Consider the following 19,787-nt stretch of genomic DNA (forward strand, 5'->3'; position numbering starts at 1 on the left):
CGGAAACAAATCCTTACACTATTCCCGCGTACCGACAAGCGGCGTTTACATGGCCTGCCCAGAATGCACAGCGTGGACAAACCGTTCACGCCTATTCGATTTCTGGAGACCGACATGACACGCAAAACCGCATTCGCCATCGTGGTTCTGGCTACCACACTGAGCCTGCCTGCCCTGGCTTACGACCGCGACAACAATCCTCCGGGACATGCAGGCGGTCCTGGCACCAACTGGGAAAATCGCCCCGGTCCGCAAGGCGGTCCCGGCGCCAGCCCGGATCGTCGCCATTACGCACGCTACGGTCGCGACAACAATCCGCCCGGCCATGCCGGTGGCCCGGGCACCAACTGGGAAAACCAGCCCGGTCCGCAGGGTGGCCCCGGGGCCAGTCCGGATCGCCGCTGATTAAATTGAGCCGGGTTGAATAGAATCCGGGATCATCGAACCCTCCAGGACGCCCCATGAAATCCGCTCCGTTTCTCATTGCTGCTGCGCTGCTCGCCCTTGTAGAGGGTGGCACGGCGCTGGCACAGGTCGCGCCGCCCCCGGCGACGGAAACGGACTGGGGCCGCATGCGGCGCGATGTCGATGCCGAAGCGCGGCGCCCGAACGGCGATTTCGAAGCACGCCGCGAGGCGATTCGCGAACGCGCCCGCGCCCGCTTCAAGGAGGCGGACAGCAATGGCGACCGGCAGTTGAGTCGGGAAGAGATGACCCGACTGCGTCCCGGTATGGCACAACACTTCGATCGCATCGACAGCAATGGCGATGGCTTGGCGAGCGAGCAGGAGCTCGGCGACGCGATCCGCAAGCGCATGCAAATGCGCCGCGAAAACATGCGGCCACCGCCCGGCGGCGATGCACCCCCACCCTGAAAGGAATTCCATCATGTACGTATTGAAAACGGCTTTGAACCCTGTTGCGCTTGCCCTCATGGGCGGCTTGCTGGCCGGCGCCTTTATGAGCGCCACCGCCGCCGAAGCGCGCGAGCGCCAGGGCGGCGGCGGCTGGCAGAACAGCCGCGGCGGCAGTGGCACGTATCAATGCTACACCGCACGCGAGCCCGGCAGCCTCAACCGCGAAACCAGCTGGCAGCATGCCGACGGCCGCAGCGGCGCATCGTCGCTGAACCGCGAACGCAACCGCGAGGCGGGTAGCTGGTCGTCCGACCGCAGCGTCACCAACGGCAACGGCAACACGGCCAGCTGGAACAAATCCGGGCAGAAAACCGACAGCGGCGCAGTGGTGCATGGCGAAGGCACGAACTTCAAAGGCCAGGACGTGAGCATGGATCGCGCCATCAGCAAAAACGACGACGGCAGCCGATCGGTGGAAACCACGCGCCTCAACGAAACCACCGGCAAGAGCCTGAGTACCGACAAGACGGTGACGCCTACGGCGGACGGGTATGTCAGCACCGGCAGCTACGCCACGGGCAGCGGCAAGACCGGCATCACATCGGGCAGCCTTGTGCGCACCGATTCGGGACGACCCGTACGAACAGCCTGACCACTCGCGAAGGCCAGACCGCCAGCCGCGTGCTGGACGTGACGCACGCCGACGGCAGCGCCACGCGCACGCTCACGAGCACGGGTTTCAACGGCGAGACACACACGCACAGCACCACCGTCACGCCCGCGCCGGCGCCCTGATGCCATGCGTGCAACCCTGATTGTCGCCGTGCTGTGCCTGGCGTTTGCCTACCTGCTGTTGGATGGGCGGGTCTAGGGCGGGGCTGTACGGCAAGGCGCCAACCCGGGCATGGAATGCGCGTGAACAGCCCCCGTTTTTAAAAATTAATTAAACGGGGCTTGTTATTGTTTCCATGTTTCGACTATTATCGAAATATGGAAACCAAAGACGCTGTTCTTGCCCTTGCCGCACTCGCCCAGGCTTCACGCCTGGCGGTGTTCCGTGTGCTCGTCCAGGCAGGCCCCGGCGGCTTGCCCGCAGGAAAAATCAGTGAACTCACGGCCATCCCGCCGTCGTCGCTGTCGTTTCATCTCAAGGAACTCAGCCATGCCGGGCTGGCCGCCTCGCGCCAGGACGGGCGCTTCGTCATCTACACCGCGCAATTCGAAGCGATGAATGCGCTGGTGGCCTACCTCACCGAAAACTGCTGCGGCGGCAATCCCTGCACGCCGGTCCATTCACCTGTGTGCTCACCCGTTTGTTCTACCGAAAAGGAGCCATCATGAAACGCCTGCATGTGCACGTCGCGGTCGACGATCTCGCCGCCAGCATCAAGTTCTATTCCACGATGTTCGCCAGCGAGCCGACCGTCACCAAAACCGATTACGCGAAATGGATGCTCGACGATCCGCGCGTCAACTTCGCCATCTCGGCGCGCGGCGCGACCCCGGGCCTCAACCATCTGGGCGTGCAGGTGGAAAACGCCGATGAACTGGCCGAGATGAGCGGCCGCCTGCAAAAGCTGGAGGCCGACGTGATCGAGGAAATGGGCACCGCCTGCTGCTATGCCAAGTCGGACAAATACTGGGCAACTGACCCGACCGGCATCGCGTGGGAAACCTATCACACGCTCGACAGCATTCCCGTGTTCGGCGCGGCCGAGGAAGGCGAAGTGCGCGCAGGCGGGTGCTGCGTGCCCGAACCTGCCGTGGCCAAAGTCTCCGGCTGCATTCCGGTCAAAGGTCAGGCGTCGGGCTGCTGTTGAGCCTTCGCTACGGCTGAAATCCGTTCCATCCAAACCTTCCATTTCATTCAACTTCGAGGAAATCCCGTGACTCAACCCTATACCGTGCTGGTGCTGTGCACCGGCAACTCCTGCCGCTCGCAAATGGCCGAAGTGCTGCTGAACCATGATCTCGCCGGTCAGGTGCGCGCGCTGTCTGCCGGTACCAAGCCGCAGCCCAAAGTGGCCGATGGCGCCATCGCAGCGCTGAAAGAAGCAGGTTTGAACACCGACGGCCTGCACCCCAAGGACATCGATGCCGTGATGAACGAAAACATCGATTTGGTGGTGACCGTGTGCGACAACGCCAAGGAAGCCTGCCCGATTTTCCCCAAGCCGATCCCGGCAATCCACCTGCCGTTCCACGACCCGCACGGCGAACCGCTGGAGAGCTTCCTCACAGTGCGCGACGACATTCGCACCCGCTTGATTGCGGCCGTGCGCGAAAAATTCGGCCTGCAGGCCGCAGCCTGATTTTCCCAGCCATCGCGGAGACCTGTCATGACTGAACCCGTCTACAACGTGCTGTTCCTGTGTACCGGAAACTCGGCACGTTCGATCCTGGCCGAAGGCCTTCTCACCAATCTGGGCAAGGGCCGTTTTCGCGCCTTCAGCGCCGGTAGTCATCCGGCGGGGCAGGTCAACCCGTTCGCGCTGGAACTGCTGGAAAAGAACCATTTCGACACCCGCGCCATGCGCAGCAAATCGTGGGACGAATATGCACAGCCGGATGCGCCGCATCTCGATTTCGTCATCACCGTATGCGACAACGCGGCGGGCGAAGTGTGTCCGGTGTGGCCGGGACAGCCGATGACCGCGCACTGGGGCATTCCCGACCCGGCGGCGGTTGCCGGCACGGACGAGGAAAAGCGGCGTGCCTTCGTCGACGCGATGAACCAGCTGCAGCGCCGCATCTGCATGTTCGTCAGCCTGCCGTTCGCCTCGCTCGACAAGATGAAGCTGGAACAGGCCGTGCGCGAAATCGGGAAGACAGCATGAGCGCACAGTGCGAAGTAACGGGTAAGCGCGCCGCCGGCGCGCCGATGAGCGTGTTCGAGCGCTGGCTTACGCTGTGGGTGGCGCTGTGCATCGTCGCCGGGGTGGCGCTTGGCCAGCTCTTTCCGGCGCCGTTTCAGGCCTTGGGGCGCATGGAAATCGCGCAGGTCAACCTGCCGGTCGGCCTGCTGATCTGGGTGATGATCATTCCGATGCTGATGAAGATCGACTTCGGCGCGCTGCATCAGGTGAAGTCGCACTGGAAAGGCATCGGCGTCACGCTGTTCGTCAACTGGGCGGTGAAGCCGTTTTCGATGGCGCTGCTGGCGTGGATTTTCATTCGCCATCTGTTCGCGCCGTATCTGCCGGCGGAGCAGCTCGACAGCTACGTCGCCGGCCTCATCCTGCTGGCCGCCGCGCCGTGCACCGCGATGGTGTTCGTGTGGAGCCGGCTCACCGGCGGCGATCCGTATTTCACGCTGTCGCAGGTGGCCCTGAACGACGCCATCATGATCGTCGCCTTCGCGCCCATCGTCGGTCTGCTGCTCGGCCTGTCGGCCATTGTGGTGCCGTGGGACACGCTCATCATCTCGGTGGTGCTGTACATCGTGATCCCTGTGATCCTGGCGCAGATCTGGCGCAAGATCCTGCTCAAGCGCGGCCAGGCCGCGTTCGATGCGGTGATGGCGCAGCTCGGCCACGCCTCCATCCTGGCGCTGCTGGCTACGTTGGTGCTGCTGTTCGCCTTCCAGGGCGAGGCCATCATCGCGCAGCCGCTGATCATCGCGCTGCTGGCGGTGCCGATCCTGATCCAGGTGTTCTTCAATTCGGGGCTGGCCTACTGGCTCAACCGCAAGGTCGGCGAGAAGCACAGCGTGGCCTGTCCCTCGGCGCTGATCGGCGCGTCGAACTTTTTCGAGCTGGCGGTGGCGGCGGCGATTGCCTTGTTCGGCTTCCAGTCGGGCGCGGCGCTCGCCACCGTGGTCGGCGTGCTGATCGAGGTACCGGTGATGCTGCTGGTGGTAAAAATTGTGAATCGCAGCAAGGGCTGGTACGAAGCGGGATTGCCGATTCGTTGAAAGCGTCATCTCGCCGGCAATGGAATCGAACTGACTGGGGGCTCTGAACGACACGACTTGCTCCGGCACGGTTTTTCCGATGGTTTATCCTTTTGCCGGGTCGTTCGTCTTCCCCACGCGTTCCATAAAAAGCTGACAACCATGAATGCCCTTGCCCTTCAACTCAGACGCTGGCCCAGCCAGCAGCCCATCCTGTTCCTCGTCGTCGCCGCCGCGATCTGGTTCGCCCTGTATCGGTCGCTGATCCCGGCTTCCGAGGCGCTGGTGGCGGCGCTACCGGTGGATCGCGCCAGCCATCTGGGCGGTGCGCTGCAATTCTTCCTGTACGACACGCCCAAGGTGCTGTTGCTTCTGACTGGCATCGTCTTTGTCATGGGCATCGTGCATACCTTCGTCTCGCCCGAGCGCACCCGTGCGCTGTTGTCCGGCCGCCGCCTGGGCAGCGGCAACGCGATGGCAGCCAGCCTGGGCATCGTGACGCCGTTCTGCTCGTGCTCGGCGGTGCCGCTGTTCATCGGCTTCCTGCAGGCCGGCGTGCCGCTGGGCGTGACCTTCTCCTTCCTGATCGCCGCGCCGATGGTCAACGAAATTGCGCTGGCGATGCTGTTCGGCCTGTTCGGCTGGAAGATCGCTGTCCTGTACCTGGTGATGGGGCTGGCGGTCGCCATCCTCTCCGGCATCGTCATCGGCAAGCTGGGCATGGAGCATCACCTCGAGGACTGGGTGCGCGCCATGCAGAACTCGCAGGTTCCGTCCGCCATCGTCGAAGGCACGATGAGTTGGGGCGAGCGCGTCGAGAACGGCTTCCACCATGTGCGCGAAATCGTCGCCAAGGTGTGGATCTACATCGTGCTGGGCGTGGCCCTGGGCGCCGGCATCCATGGCTACGTGCCGGAGGACTTCATGGCCTCGATCATGGGGCACGACGCGCCGTGGTGGGCGCTGCCCGCGGCCGTGTTGATCGGCGTGCCGATGTACACCAACGCGGCGGGCGTCATCCCCATCGTCCAGGCCCTGCTCGCCAAGGGTGCGGCGCTGGGCACCGTGCTGGCGTTCATGATGAGCGTGATCGCGCTGTCGGCGCCGGAAATGATCATTCTGCGCAAGGTGCTCAAGCCCCGCCTGATCGCCACCTTCGTGGGGGTCGTCGCCGCCGGCATCCTGCTGGTGGGCTATGTGTTCAATGTCCTGATTTGATAAAGGAAGCCGCATGAGCGATACACCTCTTCATCCCGCCATCGCCGCCCTGGTCTCGCTGGCGGCGAACATCGCGGCCAATCATCCCAAACAGGGGCTGTGCCAGGTCGACCGGCTTCGGTCTTATGGCGTCTCGCAGGCGCACATCGACGCCGTCGTCGAGATCGCCCGCCACATTCGCGACGAGGCGGGCGAAAAGCTCGACCATAGTTTCGATCAGGCGATGGCCGGTTGCGTGCCTACGGTTTCCGCGGGCGAGGCCTGCTGCACCCCCACCGCGTCGGGGCAATCCTGCTGCTGATTTTTCAATCCCGTTTTTTCAATCGCGTTCTGAGGAGTACACCATGAGCACCACCATCAAGGTTCTGGGCACCGGCTGTGCCAACTGCAAGACCACCGCCAAACTCATCGAGGACATCGCCGCGGAAAAGGGCGTGCCGGTGCAGGTCGAGAAGGTCGAGGACATCCAGGCCATTATGGGCTACGGCGTCATGTCCACCCCCGGCGTCGTCATCGACGGCAAGGTTGTGCATGCGGGCGGCGTGCCCAGCCGCGAAAAAATCGCTGGCTGGCTGGCCGGCGGCGTGACGGCCGTGCCCGCCGGAAGCTGCTGCAGCGGCGGGAAGTGTTGTTGACGCCAGGGGCATACGTCGGCGCGGGGGTAGATATGTACGCTAACGAGGACCGTGAACCGCAGCAAGAGATGGTATGAAAAGGATCGGCCTGCCTGACAGCCGGCTTGCTATATTGATCCGGTATTTCAACTTGCCGGATCAATCATCCATGACCCCCATACACTTCGCTACCCTTGTTTTGGCCAGCCTGCTGATCACGCCTGTCGTCCTGGCGTCCGATGACGACAGCCGGGTGGCGGTCGACATGCCCGCCATGATGCGCAGCCACATGCTGGCGAACATGCGCGAGCACCTGCTTTCCCTCCATGAAATCCAGAGCGCGTTGGCGCTCGGCAACTACGGCGCCGCGGCCGACATCGCCGAAAAGCGTCTCGGCATGAGTTCGCTGCAGTCGCATGGCGCGAGCCACATGGCGGGCTTCATGCCCAAGGGCATGCAGGAAGCCGGCACCGCGATGCACCAGTCGGCCAGCCGGTTTGCCGTTGTCGCCCAGGAAACGGCGGTCACCCGCGACCTGCCGCGCGTGCTGGACGCGCTGGGCAAGGTCACCGCCAGCTGCGTGGCCTGCCATGCGGGCTATCGCCTCAAATAATCAAGGAATCGAACATGCGTACCCTGCTTGCTCCCCTGTTGTTTCTTCTCGCCCTGAGCGCCCATGCGGCCGATGCATTTCAACCCAGAGCCGAACCGGTCGTCGAAAATGTCTATGCCATCGTTGGTCCGCTGGGCCAGCGTAGCGTGGACAATGACGGCCTCAACGCCAGCTTCGGCTTCATCGTCACGCCCAAAGGGGTGATCCTGATCGACTCCGGCGCGAGCCGTCTTGGCGCCGAAAAGATTGCGGCCGCGATCGGCAAAGTGACCGCGCAGCCGGTGCGCTGGGTCATCAATACCGGCAGCCAGGATCACCGCTGGCTGGGCAACGCCTATTTCGCCGGCAAGGGCGCCGAAGTCATTGCGCTTGCCCGCACCGCGGCCACCCAGGCTGAGTTCTCCACCCAGCATATGGCAAGCTTGCAGCGCATGCTGGGCGACCGCATGCAAGGCACGCAGCCGTTGCCCGCGCCCAAAACCTACGCGGGCGAAGCCGTCAGTCTGGAGCTGGGGGGCGAGACGCTGAGGCTGGCTTACACCGATGCGCATTTCCCGGGGGATGCCTGGGTCTGGCTGCCGCAGCGCGGCGTGATGTTCAGCGGCGATCTGGTTTTTGTCGACCGCTTGGCGGGCATCCTGCCCTGGTCCAGCGTGAAACACAGCCAGACGGCTTTCCAGGCCATGGCCGCGTTGCAGCCGGCGTGGATCGTTCCCGGTCATGGCCGCGTCTGCAAGCTGGAGCAGGCGCAGCGCGAGAGCGGCGACTATTACGATTTTCTGGCCGGCAAGATCGGTGCTGCGGCAAAGGACATGGAACCGATGGATGCGACGCTGGATCGCTATGCCGACTTGCCTGCCTTCCGCCATCTGGACAACTACACAGGCCTGCATCGCGCCAACATGAACCGTGCATTCACCGAGTTCGAGTCGCAGTAGTTTTTGCCCGCCTTGCCGGGAATCTGTCATCAAATTTCCGGCCAGGCTGCACGATAATTGAGTCCGCAGGCCGCTGCCTGCGCCCCGGAGACTCAATGCATGGCCGAAGCCGCTTTTAACGTACTGTTTCTGTGCGCCGCCAACTCGGCCCGTTCCATCCTTGCCGAGTGTCTGCTCAACGCCATGGGCGAGGGACGTTTCCATGCCTACAGCGCGGGCAGCCAGCCCGCCGGACAGATCCATCCCGAGGTGCTGGAATTGCTGCACAAGAGCGGTCTGGCGACGGCCGGTCTGCACAGCAAGTCGTGGGATGCATTCGCCGCGGCCGGCGCGCCGCGCTTCGATTTCATCATCACGGTTTGCGACGACATGGCGGGCGAGGCCTGCCCGGTATGGCCGGGACATCCTATTACGGCGCACTGGCATATCCCCGATCCGGTGCGGGCGCAGGGCTCCGACGCACACAGGCAGCACGCATTCGTCGAGGCAATGAGCCAGTTGCAGCAACATATTTCCGCCCTGATCTGCCTGCCGTTCGCCACACTCGACAAAATGAAGCTTGGGCAGACGGTGCGCGACATCGGCAATCCGGCCTGAGTCCATCCGGTCGGCTGTTCAGGCAGGCCGCACAGGCATTTACCGCAGGGCCCTCGCGGAACGTACAATTTCCGGCTTGATGCATTTTGGCGGTTAAGCATTAACCGAGTGAGCTGAGTGGGCGATCCGAGTTTTCCCGTTGCAAGCTGGTCCGAAGCCGACCAGTCCCGATCCGCCCGCTGGCGTTCGGAGAACGGCTCGCCGCCGCCCAAGCGGATCCAGGTGGCGGACGATCGCATGACGGCAGACGCCGCCTACCGCCTGGCCAGCGAGGGTACGGCTTTGTTGTGGCGCAGCGATTACCAGAACGCGCGCCAGTTGCTGCAGGCGATGGCACGCCGCATCGACCGCAAGCCGCGCAAGCCTGCCACCTCGCCGATCGAGTCCTTCAATTTTCACCGCCAGTTCCAGTCGCAGCGCGCTCGCACCCTGGGCATGCTGCTGCTGCCGCTGGAGGCCGACTACAGCATTCCGCTGCGTCGCGCGCCCGACGTGCGGCAGGCTTGTATCGAAGCCTATGGCGCACTGCCGCATGGCAAGGATCCAATGCCATCGCTGGTATCGCTGCGCGAACTGCTCGGCGTCATCGGCGCGCACGAATGGCGCAAGCAGGGTGTCGACATTCCCGCGCTGGGCGCGCGCATCCACCCACATTACGGCGTGTTTTCGCCGGTGCGCGGCGAGTATCTCGATCTGGTGGCCAAGACGCCGTTGCCGTCGCTGGAACGTGCGTTCGATATTGGCACCGGCACCGGGGTGCTGGCAGCCTTGCTGGCGCGCCGCGGGGTCAAGCAGGTGATTGCGACCGACCAGGACCCGCGTGCACTGGCCTGCGCGCGCGAAAACATCGCGCGGCTGGGCTTGAACCCGCAGGTCAGCGTGGTCGAGGCCAACCTGTTTCCGGACGGCCGCGCGCCGCTTATCGTGTGCAACCCGCCGTGGCTACCCGCACGCGCCAACTCGCCGCTCGAACACGCGGTATACGACCCGGACAGCCGCATGCTGCTGGGCTTTCTGAACGGGCTGGCCGCGCATCTCGAACCCGGCGGCGAAGGCTGGCTGATCCTGTCCGACCTCGCCGAGCACCTTGGCCTGCGCACGCGCGACAGCCTGCTGGCAGCCATCGACGCCGCCGGGCTCAAGCAGCTGGAGCGCATCGATACCAAACCGACCCACCCGCGCGCCGCCGACGCCAGCGACCCGCTGCACGCCGCACGCGCCGCCGAGATCACCTCGCTGTGGCGGCTCGCGCCCGCTTGATCGTTTCATTTGATTGAGGAATCAACATGCAAAACAACCGTCGCTACCTGTTCACATCCGAGTCCGTTGCCGAAGGCCATCCCGACAAGATCGCCGACCAGATCTCGGATGCCATCCTCGACGCCTTCCTGGCCGAGGAACCCGCCGCCAAGGTCGCCTGCGAAACCTTCGTGGCCGACCATTTGGTGGTGATTGCGGGCGAGTTCAAAACTGCGCGCCGCGAACTGTTCAGCGAGATTCAGGGCCGTGCCGAAGCGATTGCCCGCCAGGTGCTGCGCGACATCGGTTATGTCGATTCCGATACCGGCATTGATCCCGACACCTGCGAAGTGCAGGTACGCTTCAACCACCAGTCGATCCAGATCAACAAGGGCATCACGCTGGCGGGCGGCGACATCGGCGCGGGCGACCAGGGGCTGATGTTCGGCTATGCCTGCGACGAAACGCCCGACCTGATGCCGTATCCGGTATGGCTGGCGCACCGCCTGGTCAAACGTCAGGCCGAGCTGCGCCATTCCGGCGCCTTGCCGTGGCTGCGTCCCGACGCCAAAAGCCAGGTGACGGTGGCGTACGAAGGCCAGCGCGTGGTCGGGGTCGAGAACGTGATCATTTCCACCCAGATCGAACGCGATCTCGATCCGGCCTGGGTTGCCCGCGAGGTGGCGCGTGAAATCGTCGACCCGCTGGTGCCGATCGAACTGCGCACGCCTGACTTCAAGCTGTGGGTCAACCCGGCCGGCCCGTTCGAAATCGGCGGCCCCAACGGCGACACCGGCCTCACCGGACGCAAGATCATCGTCGACACGTATGGCGGATCGTGCCCGCACGGCGGCGGCGCGTTTTCCGGCAAGGATCCTACCAAGGTTGACCGTTCCGCCGCCTACATGGCGCGCTACATCGCCAAGAACATCGTCGCGGCCGGACTGGCGCGGCGCTGCCTGGTGCAGCTGGCGTACGCCATCGGCGTGGCCGAGCCGGTCTCGCTGCTGATCGAAACCTACGGTACCGGCAGCGTGCCCGACGAAGCGCTCGAACGCCGGGTGCGTCAGACTTTCCGCCTGACGCCGCGCGGCATCATCGAGAGCCTCGACCTGCTGCGCCCGATTTACCGGAAAACCGCTGCCTACGGCCATTTTGGCCGCGCCGAACCCGAGTTCAGCTGGGAACACGTGGATCAGGCGCAGGCGCTGGCAGGATTTTCCGGCTGAGCGCTTTTCGATCCCTGAAAAACCAGCCCGTTGCCGGATGCCGGGTTACCGCGCAAGCGCCTTCAGCGGCAGCATCCGCAGCAGGGTCGCATCGCGCAACAGGTTGTGATGCACCAGCGCAGCCAGGGCATGCAGTCCGGCCAGCCAGATGAATGCGTTGCCCAGGGTTTCGTGTGTTTCGCCCAGCCATTCCACCCAGCTCGCGTGCGCGTCGGGCAGCGGCAGGGCGATGCCGCCGGCCAGGGTGAATGTCGCGGTTTCGTCGGCGAGCGCGGCCCAGCCGGCCAGCGGCACCAGCAGCATCAGCGCATACAACGCGATGTGCGCGGCACGTGCAAGGCGAGCTTGCCAGCGTGGCGCGGGCAGAGCGGCGGGCGTGCCCAGCAGCAGGCGGGCAGGAAGGCGCAGCGCCACCAGCGCGAACACGGCCAGGCCGCTGATGACGTGTACCTGTCCGATCAACGCATCGAACAGGTCGTGGGATTCGGCTGGGTTGCCGCTGCTTGCATAGGCGATGACGACCGCGAGCGCGGTCAGCCAGTGCAGGGCGATGAGCAGGGCAGGGTAGCGTTTCATGTCGGGCCTTTCGCAATCATGGAATGAACCGGACGTATGGCCGGCGGGCTTGATCAGCTGCGTTCGTCGCCGAGCGCAGCAATCAGGGTGACGACGGAAAATGCGGTAGTGATGCGGGTCATGAGGTGTCCTTTCACCAGAACCGTGGAAATGCCGTGATGTCAGATTACGCAGCGCAGCTCACCCCAGGCTGGCGGCAGGATGACGGTTTGGCGAGGTTGGGGCCAGGTCGCCAAACGGTAATGCCGATCCGCTGTGCGCGGCGGCTACACTTCGCCCATGCGCTTACTGATCATCGAGGACGATATCGCCGCAGCCGACTACCTGCGGCAGGGCTTGACCGAAGCCGGGCATGTCGCGGATGTCGCACATGACGGCGAGGCCGGACTGCAGCTTGCCCTGCAGGGCGACTACGACGTGCTGCTGATCGACCGCATGCTGCCACGCCGCGACGGCCTGTCGATCGTGCGCATGCTGCGCGCCGATGGCCGGACCACCCCGGTGCTGGTGTTGTCGGCGCTGGGGCAGGTCGATCAGCGGGTGGAGGGCCTGCGCGCGGGCGGCGACGATTATCTGGTCAAGCCGTGTGCGTTCGCCGAGTTGCTGGCGCGCGTCGAGGCGCTCGCGCGGCGCGCGCAGCCGGTGGACGTGGCGGTGCCCGGCGTGCTCCGGGTCGCCGACCTCGAACTCGATCTGGAACGCCGGCGGGTCAGCCGTGCCGGCCAGCTGATCCGCCTGCAGCCGCGCGAACTGCGGCTGCTGGAGTATCTGATGCGGCGCGCCGGCCGCATCGTCACCCGCACCATGTTGCTGGAACAGGTGTGGGATTTGCATTTCGACCCGCAGACCAACGTGGTTGACAGCCAGATCAGCCGCCTGCGCGCCAAGATCGACCGCGATTTCGATACCCCCCTGCTGCATACCCTGCGCGGTATCGGCTATCGACTTGGCGACGACGCCTGATGTTTGCCTATTTGCGCCAGCTCGCCCGCACCTCGGCCATGCGCCTCGCCCTGCGCGCGGCGCTGCTGCAGGTGGGTATTCTGATGGTCGCGCTGGCACTGCTGTTCGTGCTGCTCAACCGCTATGTCGACCGGCAGATCGAGTCGGCGCTTGCAGGCGAACTCGCCGCGCTGGCCAGTCTGCCCGGCGAGCATCGCGTGAACAGCGTGCGCGTGCTGGCGGCCAGCGGCAGCCACAAGGATCTGCGCTACTACCGGCTGGAAGCCGCCGATGGCCGCACGCTCGCCGGCAACGTCGCGCAGTGGCCCGCTGCACTGGCCGCCGACAGCCGGGTCCGCATGCTCGAATTGCGGGTGCGCGAGCCCGGCGAAGATCACGACGAATGGGTGTCGCTGCCTGCAGTGGCCGCGCGGCTCCCCGGTGGCGGCCGCTTGCTGGTGGCGCAGGCGCCGGGCGCGTTGGAAGAGCTGCGCGAAACGGTGCTCGGCATCGCCGCTGCGCTGCTGGGCGTGTCCGCCTTGCTGGCACTGGCGCTCGGCGTGTCGCTCGGTCGCCAGTGGCTGGCGCGGATCGAGGCGATCGATCGAACGGCCGGAAAAATCGCCGCAGGCGACCTCGGTCAGCGTGTGGAAACGAGCGGGCGCAAGGACGAATTCGACTTGCTGGCGGCGCATCTCAACGCCATGCTGGCGCGCATCGAAGCTGCGGTGGCGGGAATGCGCGACGTGTCCGACAACGTCGCCCACGATTTGCGCAAACCGCTGGCGCGGCTGCAAACCCGCATCGAGGTGGTACTGGCGCAGCCGCGCGCAGCGGACGATTACCGCACGGCGCTGGCGCAAACCGCAGCCGACGCTGGCGAACTGATGCGCACCTTCGATGCGCTGCTGTCGATTGCGCGGCTGGAGGCGGGCAGCGATATCGCATCGCCCGAGCGCTTCGATCTGGCAGGGCAGGTCCGGCAGGTGACGGAACTGTACGCCGCCGAAGCGGAAGACGAAGGGCGGCCTTTCAGCGTCGAACTGGCTGCGGGCCTGAACATCAGCGGGCAGCCTGCCCTGCTTGCCCAGGCGCTCGCCAACCTGCTCGACAACGCATTCAAATACACGCTGCCCGCTGCGGCAGTCGGGGTGAGCTTGCAGCGACTGGGCGACCATGCCGAGTTGGCCGTCATCGACCACGGTAGCGGCATAGCGGCGGCGGAACGCAGCCGCATGACGCAGCGCTTCGCCCGCGGCGACAGCGCCCGGACCCAGCCGGGTAGCGGATTGGGCCTGGCGCTGGTCGAGGCGATCGCGCATGCGCATGGTGGAAATCTGTCGCTCGATGACACGCCGGGAGGCGGTTTGAGCGTCAGGCTGTCCCTGCCCCTTGTCGGGATGTGAACGGCGCCACATCCAGCAGGCGGGCTACTGTGAGAGTTAGGAGGCGCAGGTGGAAGCGTGCGCAACCCGGATCAGGCGCGGACCTGAAAGAAGGGTTGCAACTTTTTTATGGATTTATTAAAGGCACCAGCAGACGGCGTGGGCAGCTTTCACTGCCCGGCCGGAATCAGTCCGACTTTTTGGATTTGTTCTTTTTCTTCTCTTCGACCGCCTTGATTTCGGCCATTCTGGCGCGCCATTCGGCCAAGTCTTCGTCTTCGAGTTCAAGCTGGATGGCCACGACTTCCTGAACCGTTACCTTTCGGTCTTCGAGCCGGCGCATGAGTTTCGAGCGGGCGCGCGACAGCACGCGTTCGCAGGCTTCCTCGTCCAGCAGTTTGGCCTTTTCCAGGTATTCATCACTTGGGGTTCTTTTCATCGCAACTCGATCCTTGATATTGAAATCCGCTGTTCTGGATGCTACAACTTTATCTGGTTGCCGCGCTATCGCAGCCAGATGAAGTTTGAATCCGCATCGCCCGGTTACGGGCCTGCGGAACGGCTTTATAAGTTCATTCCCGGGTCACAAATGCGTCACTTTGCAGGATCAGAATCAGCCTCCCCTGGCGCATTCCTGCACGACATCCTACGGAGGATTTCATGGCAATAGCCCGCAAGCACCTGCACACGACACTCACTTCTTTCAACCCGCAGCTTCCATCCCACCCTGACACCATCGATCTCGCCATGCTCGCGCTCAACGACCGCGGCGTCATCCAGCATTGCAGTCCCGATTGCGAACAGGTGTTCGGCTACCGCACCGACGAACTGGCCGGCCATCATGTGTCGACCCTGCTTCCCGAGCTGCATGGCACCGAACTGGTGATGGAAGACCGCATCAACGCCCGACTCGCCTTTCTTTGCCACTGCGCCATCCCGTTTAAGGCGCGGCGGCGCGATGGCGCATATTTCAGAAGCGAACTGTTCATCAACCGCCTCAACCAGCAAAACGTCGTGGTGCTGGTGCGCAATCTCGAAGTGCGACGTTAATCAATCAGGGCGCATCAGCCCCTGACCGGAACCGGCTGGACCCGCCAGATATCCTCGGCGTATTCGCGGATGGCGCGGTCCGACGAAAAGCGACCGATGCGCGCGACGTTGAGGACGGACATCCGGGTCCACTGCTCGATATCGCGATAGCAGGTGTCCACCGTGTCCTGGCAATCCAGATAGGCGCGGTAATCGGCGCATACCAGATAGGGGTCCTCTCCGCGCAGCTTGCGGGTAAGCGGCGCGAACAGCTGCGGGTCGCCATGCGAGAAAAACCCGGCTTCGATCAGTTCGAGCGCATGCCGCAGCTCCGGGTCGCCTTCGATCATGCGACCGGGCTGATAGCCATCGCGCAGGCGTTCCTGCACCTGCGCGGCAGTGTGGCCGAACAGGAAAAAGTTTTCTTCTCCCACCGCTTCGCGGATCTCGACATTGGCGCCGTCCAGCGTGCCGATGGTAAGCGCGCCGTTCATCGAGAACTTCATGTTGCCGGTGCCCGAGGCTTCCTTGCCGGCCGTTGAAATCTGTTCCGACAGGTCGGCCGCGGGATAGATCGTCTGGGCGTTCTTGACGTTGAAGTCGGGGATGAACACCACTTTCATTTTCTGGTTGACCTGCGGGTCGCGGTTGACTACCTCGGCCACGCAGTGGATCAGCTTGATGATCAGCTTGGCCATCTGGTAGCCGGGCGCGGCCTTGCCGCCAAAGATGAAGGTGCGCGGCACGATGTCCAGGTCGGCAACGCTTTTCAGGCGGCAATACAGGCTGATGATGTGCAGCACCTTGAGGTGCTGGCGCTTGTATTCGTGGAAGCGCTTGGCCTGGATGTCGAACAGCGAGGCGGGGTCGACCGCGATGCCGGTCGCCTGCGCCATGCTGGCGGCCAGCGCTTGTTTGGCGGCCAGCTTGACCTCGCGCCAGCGTGCGCGGAAGCCGGCATCGTCGGCATACGGTTCAAGCTGGCGCAGCGATTCGAGATTGCGCAGCCAGTCGCCGTCGAGGGTGTCCTCGATCAGGCGCGCCAGCGGCGGGTTGGCCAGCGCGATGAAACGGCGCGGCGTGACGCCATTGGTCTTGTTGCTGATCTTGTCCGGCCACAGCGCATGGAAATCGCACAGCACGGTGCTTTTCAGCAATTCGGTGTGCAGCGTCGCCACGCCGTTGATGGCGAAGCTGCCGACGGCAGCGAGGTGCGCCATCCGCACTCGCGGCTCGGGGCCGGCGGAAATCAGCGACATGCGGGCGACGCGCGCTTCGTCGTCGAAGAAGCGCAGACGCACTTCGTCGAGAAAGCGGCGGTTGATTTCCTCGATGATTTCGAGATGGCGCGGCAGGATGCGGCGGAACAGTTCCAGCGGCCAGGTCTCCAGCGCTTCCGGCAACAGGGTGTGGTTGGTGTAGGCAAAACTCTGGCGGGTGATGTCCCACGCCGCCTCCCACGGCAGGGCGTGCTCGTCCACCAGCAGGCGCATCAGCTCGGGGATCGCGATGGCGGGGTGGGTGTCGTTGAGCTGGGCGACGAATTTTTCCGCAAAGCGGCTCACGCTGCCGAGATCGCGCAGCGTCAGGCGAACCATGTCCTGCAGCGAACACGACACGAAGAAATACTGCTGCTTGAGGCGCAGTTCCTTGCCCGCTTCGGGGTCGTCGTTGGGATAGAGCACCTTGGTCAGGTTTTCCGCCGCCACCATCTCTTCCACCGCGCCGTAGTAATCGCCCAGGTTGAACGCCTGGAAGTCGAAGGAGTCGTGTGCTTCCGATTTCCACAGCCGCAGCAAATTCACATTGCTGACGCCGTAGCCGAGGATGGGCGTGTCGTAAGCCACGCCGTACACGGTGCTGTCCGACACCCAGCGCACCCGCAGGCGGTCCTGTTCGTCGCGCCAGGATTCGGTATGGCCGCCCAGCTTGACCGGATAGCGGCGCTGCCGCTTGGGCAGTTCCCACGGGTTGCCGTCGCGCAGCCAGGCATCGGTCACCTCCACCTGCCAGCCGTCCTTGATGACCTGGTCGAACAGGCCGAACTCGTAGCGGATGCCGTAGCCGATGGCAGGAATTTCCAGCGTGGCCAGCGAGTCCAGGTAACAGGCGGCGAGCCGGCCGAGGCCGCCGTTGCCGAGTCCCGGCTCCTGTTCCTGCTGCAGCAGGGTTTCCAGATCCAGCCCCATCCCGCGCAGGGCTTCGTCGAGGTTGTCGCGCAGGCCAAGGTTCAGGATGTTGTTGCCAAGATGCGGTCCCAGCAGAAACTCTGCCGAGAAATAGCACACCGTTCGGGCCGTGTTGCGCTTGTAGTTCTCGCCGGTCAGGATGAAGCGCTCCAGCATGCGGTCGCGCACGGTGTAGGCCAGTGCGGTATAGAAGTCAGCCGTGGTCGCTTTCTGGAACGAGCGCCCGGTGAGGTAGAACAGGTTGTCGGTAAACGAACTGCTCAGCGCCTCAACGGAACGCGCGGCGCGCGTGTGGAGGGATCTTTCGGCAATGTTTGACATAAGCGGATGCGACACGTCTCCAGGTTTGGCCTCGCCAAAATCGCGATTTCGGCTGCCACTTCAGGTTTTCATTGTTCGCTGCCAAGGTGACAAAATCAATTCAGCCGTCTTGCATGGGCGGTGCTCGCCCGGGTTTGGGCGACTGTCATGTCAGGTTCACACTGGCACCGCAGAATAATAGATCGATTCGAGAGCCTATTTGTGACCCGGAAAACTTCCACTGGCAGTACGCATTCGGGCGAAAGCGAGATCGCGCTTGCCCTCGCGGAACTCGCGGCGATCCGGGCGGACATGGTCTCCGACCTTGCGCTGTCGCAGCCGCATCTTGAGCGGATCCACCCCAATTACCTGCATAGCGCGCGCAACCTGCTGCATTACCTGAGCCTGCGCCGGCGCGACCTGCGTCCCCTGCAGTTGCGGCTGGCGGCGCTCGGCCTGTCGTCGCTCGGCCGGGCCGAAGCGCATGTGCTGGCCACGGTCGACGAGGTGCTGAGCGTGCTGAACCGGCTCGATCAGCGCGCCTGCCCGGCAGTGGGCAAGGAGACCGAGGTCATTGACTTCTCCCACGGCGAACGCCTGCTCGCCGATCACACCAACGCCCTGCTGGGCGAAGCGGATGCCGGGCGCAAGGTGCGCATCATGGTCACCATGCCGAGCGAAGCGGCGGACGACTACCTGCTCGTCCATACCCTGCTGCAACAGGGCATGGACTGCATGCGCATCAACTGCGCGCATGACGACACCACCGCCTGGGCGCGGATGATCGCCCATTTGCGGCAGGCCGAGCAGTCGCTGGGCCGATCCTGCCGCGTGGTGATGGACCTGGCCGGGCCGAAGCTGCGTACCGGACCGCTGGAACCGGGTCCGGCGGTGGTGCGGATCCACCCTGTGCGCGATGTCTATGGACGGGTGAGCGCGCCCGCGCGGGTCTGGCTGAGCGCCGATCCCGTGCTGTACGCGCCGCCGACCCCGGCCAGTGCCTGCCTGCCGGTGTCGGCGGCGTGGCTGGCGCAGCTGCAGGTCGGCGAGGGGCTGAGCTTCATCGATGCGCGCGGCGCGAAGCGGGGGCTCAAGATCGTCGATGTGACCGCAGACGGTTGCTGGGCCGAGACGGGCAAAACGGCCTATTTCGTCCCCGGCACTGTCCTGCTGCGTGAGCAGGCACGCTCCCGCCATGGCAAAGACCAGCCGGACATGCATGAATGCAGCATTGGTGATTTGCCGGCCGGCGAGACCGTCATTTCCCTGCAACAGAGCGATCTGCTCATCCTCACCCGCGATCTCGAGCCGGGGCGCGCGGCGACGTACGACAGCGCAGGCCATCTGCTTACGCCCGCCACCATCGGCTGCAGCATTCCGCAGGTGTTCGACGACGTGCAGGCCGGGCAGCCGATCTGGTTCGACGACGGCAAGATCGGCGGCGTGGTCGAAAAGATCGAGGCGGAACGGGTGCGCGTGCGCATCACCCAGGACCACCTGAACCCGGTCAAGCTGCGCGCCGACAAGGGCATCAACCTGCCAGAAAGCAAGCTGCAGCTGGCCGCGATGAGTGACAAGGACATCGAAGACCTCGCCTTCGTGGCGCAGCACGCCGACATCGTCGAGCTGTCCTTCGCCAACTGCGGCCAGGACGTCGAATCACTGCAGCAGCGGCTGCAGGCGTTGGGGGGCAATCAGCCTGCCATTGTGCTGAAAATCGAAACCCGGCGCGGCTTCGAGAACCTGCCCGACATGCTGTTGACCGCCATGCGCGCGCCGAGCTGCGGGGTAATGATTGCGCGCGGCGACCTGGCGGTGGAGTGTGGCTTCGAGCGCCTGGCCGAAGTGCAGGAAGAAATCCTCTGGATTTGCGAAGCAGCGCATGTGCCCGTCATCTGGGCGACCCAGGTGCTGGAAACCCTGGCGCGGGAAGGCCAGCCTTCACGCGCCGAAATCACCGATGCCGCGATGGGGCGCCGCGCCGAATGCGTGATGCTCAACAAGGGCCCTTACATTGTCAGCGCGGTGCGGGTGCTGGACGACATCCTGCGGCGGATGCAGGCGCACCAGGCCAAAAAGAGCGCCATGCTGCGTGAACTGCACTTGGCGCATGGGCTGCCAGGGCTCGATACGGCTGCCGGATTCGATTGATCAGGGCAGGGTAGGGCA

23 protein-coding genes are annotated in these 19,787 nt (G+C 64.3%); 20 read left to right on the forward strand and 3 right to left on the reverse strand.

All coding sequences use genetic code 11. The features are described 5' to 3' along the window. The first annotated feature begins 114 nt into the window (after nt 1-114). From IV098_RS06365 to metK, 16 genes are all read left to right on the forward strand, one after another. Nucleotides 115-405: a hypothetical protein gene (locus tag IV098_RS06365; protein ID WP_296887181.1), complete on the forward strand. Its 291-nt coding sequence runs from the start codon at nt 115-117 to the stop codon at nt 403-405. 56 nt (nt 406-461) lie between these two features. Continuing rightward, nucleotides 462-875: an EF-hand domain-containing protein gene (locus IV098_RS06370; RefSeq protein WP_296887183.1), complete on the forward strand. Its 414-nt coding sequence runs from the start codon at nt 462-464 to the stop codon at nt 873-875. 13 nt (nt 876-888) lie between these two features. Further along, nucleotides 889-1,509, forward strand: a complete 621-nt coding sequence (locus IV098_RS06375) for a hypothetical protein (RefSeq protein WP_296887185.1) — start codon at nt 889-891, stop codon at nt 1,507-1,509. A gap of 338 nt (nt 1,510-1,847) precedes the next feature. Next, complete coding sequence (locus IV098_RS06380; RefSeq protein WP_296887187.1) at nt 1,848-2,198, forward strand: metalloregulator ArsR/SmtB family transcription factor; 351 nt, start codon at nt 1,848-1,850, stop codon at nt 2,196-2,198. Next, nucleotides 2,195-2,677: an ArsI/CadI family heavy metal resistance metalloenzyme gene (locus IV098_RS06385; protein WP_296887189.1), complete on the forward strand. Its 483-nt coding sequence runs from the start codon at nt 2,195-2,197 to the stop codon at nt 2,675-2,677. Before IV098_RS06380 ends, IV098_RS06385 begins: the two co-directional genes overlap by 4 nt. Nucleotides 2,678-2,743: 66 nt before the next feature. After that, entirely contained in the window at nt 2,744-3,169 is a 426-nt protein-coding gene (locus IV098_RS06390; protein ID WP_296887191.1) for an arsenate reductase ArsC, read from the forward strand. Nucleotides 3,170-3,196: 27 nt separating this feature from the next. Further along, nucleotides 3,197-3,694, forward strand: coding sequence for an arsenate reductase ArsC (locus tag IV098_RS06395; protein ID WP_296887193.1), 498 nt, complete (start codon nt 3,197-3,199; stop codon nt 3,692-3,694). Then, the gene (gene arsB / locus IV098_RS06400) at nt 3,691-4,770 is read left to right on the forward strand and encodes an ACR3 family arsenite efflux transporter (protein ID WP_296887195.1); all 1,080 of its coding nucleotides are present in this window, start codon (nt 3,691-3,693) and stop codon (nt 4,768-4,770) included. Before IV098_RS06395 ends, arsB begins: the two co-directional genes overlap by 4 nt. A 141-nt stretch (nt 4,771-4,911) precedes the next feature. Further along, on the forward strand, nt 4,912-5,967 hold the full coding sequence (locus IV098_RS06405; RefSeq protein ID WP_296887196.1) for a permease: 1,056 nt from the start codon (nt 4,912-4,914) through the stop codon (nt 5,965-5,967). Nucleotides 5,968-5,980: 13 nt separating this feature from the next. Continuing rightward, entirely contained in the window at nt 5,981-6,268 is a 288-nt protein-coding gene (locus tag IV098_RS06410) for a hypothetical protein (RefSeq protein WP_296887199.1), read from the forward strand. 43 nt (nt 6,269-6,311) lie between these two features. Further along, entirely contained in the window at nt 6,312-6,602 is a 291-nt protein-coding gene (locus IV098_RS06415; RefSeq protein WP_296887201.1) for a thioredoxin family protein, read from the forward strand. Between the two features lie 148 nt (nt 6,603-6,750). Beyond that, nucleotides 6,751-7,194: a hypothetical protein gene (locus tag IV098_RS06420; protein WP_296887203.1), complete on the forward strand. Its 444-nt coding sequence runs from the start codon at nt 6,751-6,753 to the stop codon at nt 7,192-7,194. A gap of 14 nt (nt 7,195-7,208) precedes the next feature. Further along, entirely contained in the window at nt 7,209-8,132 is a 924-nt protein-coding gene (locus IV098_RS06425; RefSeq protein ID WP_296887205.1) for an MBL fold metallo-hydrolase, read from the forward strand. Nucleotides 8,133-8,231: 99 nt separating this feature from the next. Beyond that, nucleotides 8,232-8,729 carry an arsenate reductase ArsC gene (locus IV098_RS06430; protein WP_296887208.1) on the forward strand — a complete coding sequence of 166 codons (498 nt, stop codon included), beginning with the start codon at nt 8,232-8,234 and terminating at the stop codon, nt 8,727-8,729. A 117-nt stretch (nt 8,730-8,846) separates the two neighbouring features. Next, entirely contained in the window at nt 8,847-9,989 is a 1,143-nt protein-coding gene (locus IV098_RS06435) for a class I SAM-dependent methyltransferase (protein ID WP_296887210.1), read from the forward strand. Between the two features lie 26 nt (nt 9,990-10,015). Further along, nucleotides 10,016-11,197 carry a methionine adenosyltransferase gene (gene metK, locus IV098_RS06440; RefSeq protein ID WP_296887212.1) on the forward strand — a complete coding sequence of 394 codons (1,182 nt, stop codon included), beginning with the start codon at nt 10,016-10,018 and terminating at the stop codon, nt 11,195-11,197. Nucleotides 11,198-11,242: 45 nt separating this feature from the next. Here the strand turns inward: metK and IV098_RS06445 are convergent, their stop codons facing one another. Continuing rightward, complete coding sequence (locus IV098_RS06445) at nt 11,243-11,773, reverse strand: cytochrome b/b6 domain-containing protein (protein WP_296887214.1); 531 nt, start codon at nt 11,771-11,773, stop codon at nt 11,243-11,245. 279 nt (nt 11,774-12,052) lie between these two features. Here IV098_RS06445 and IV098_RS06450 point away from each other — a divergent pair, with 279 nt between their 5' ends. Both IV098_RS06450 and IV098_RS06455 read left to right on the forward strand, forming a co-directional pair. Next, entirely contained in the window at nt 12,053-12,736 is a 684-nt protein-coding gene (locus IV098_RS06450) for a response regulator transcription factor (protein ID WP_296887216.1), read from the forward strand. Beyond that, nucleotides 12,736-14,121 (forward strand): ATP-binding protein, encoded by a 1,386-nt coding sequence (locus IV098_RS06455; protein ID WP_296887218.1) that lies wholly within the window; start codon nt 12,736-12,738, stop codon nt 14,119-14,121. The genes IV098_RS06450 and IV098_RS06455 overlap by 1 nt, the downstream gene beginning before the upstream one ends. 166 nt (nt 14,122-14,287) lie before the next feature. Here IV098_RS06455 and IV098_RS06460 read toward each other — a convergent pair whose 3' ends face one another. After that, nucleotides 14,288-14,539: a hypothetical protein gene (locus IV098_RS06460; RefSeq protein WP_296887220.1), complete on the reverse strand. Its 252-nt coding sequence runs from the start codon at nt 14,537-14,539 to the stop codon at nt 14,288-14,290. 221 nt (nt 14,540-14,760) lie between these two features. Between IV098_RS06460 and IV098_RS06465 the strand changes: the two genes are divergently transcribed. Beyond that, complete coding sequence (locus tag IV098_RS06465) at nt 14,761-15,150, forward strand: PAS domain S-box protein (protein ID WP_296887222.1); 390 nt, start codon at nt 14,761-14,763, stop codon at nt 15,148-15,150. A 14-nt stretch (nt 15,151-15,164) separates the two neighbouring features. On the opposite strand, the gene IV098_RS06470 is transcribed toward IV098_RS06465, so the two are convergent. Beyond that, on the reverse strand, nt 15,165-17,639 hold the full coding sequence (locus IV098_RS06470) for a glycogen/starch/alpha-glucan phosphorylase (RefSeq protein ID WP_296887223.1): 2,475 nt from the start codon (nt 17,637-17,639) through the stop codon (nt 15,165-15,167). Between the two features lie 201 nt (nt 17,640-17,840). Between IV098_RS06470 and IV098_RS06475 the strand changes: the two genes are divergently transcribed. Further along, complete coding sequence (locus tag IV098_RS06475) at nt 17,841-19,769, forward strand: pyruvate kinase (RefSeq protein WP_296887225.1); 1,929 nt, start codon at nt 17,841-17,843, stop codon at nt 19,767-19,769. Nucleotides 19,770-19,787: the final 18 nt, after the last annotated feature.

Origin of the sequence: Thiobacillus sp. (genome assembly GCF_018780105.1) — a bacterium.
GTDB lineage: Bacteria > Pseudomonadota > Gammaproteobacteria > Burkholderiales > Thiobacillaceae > Thiobacillus.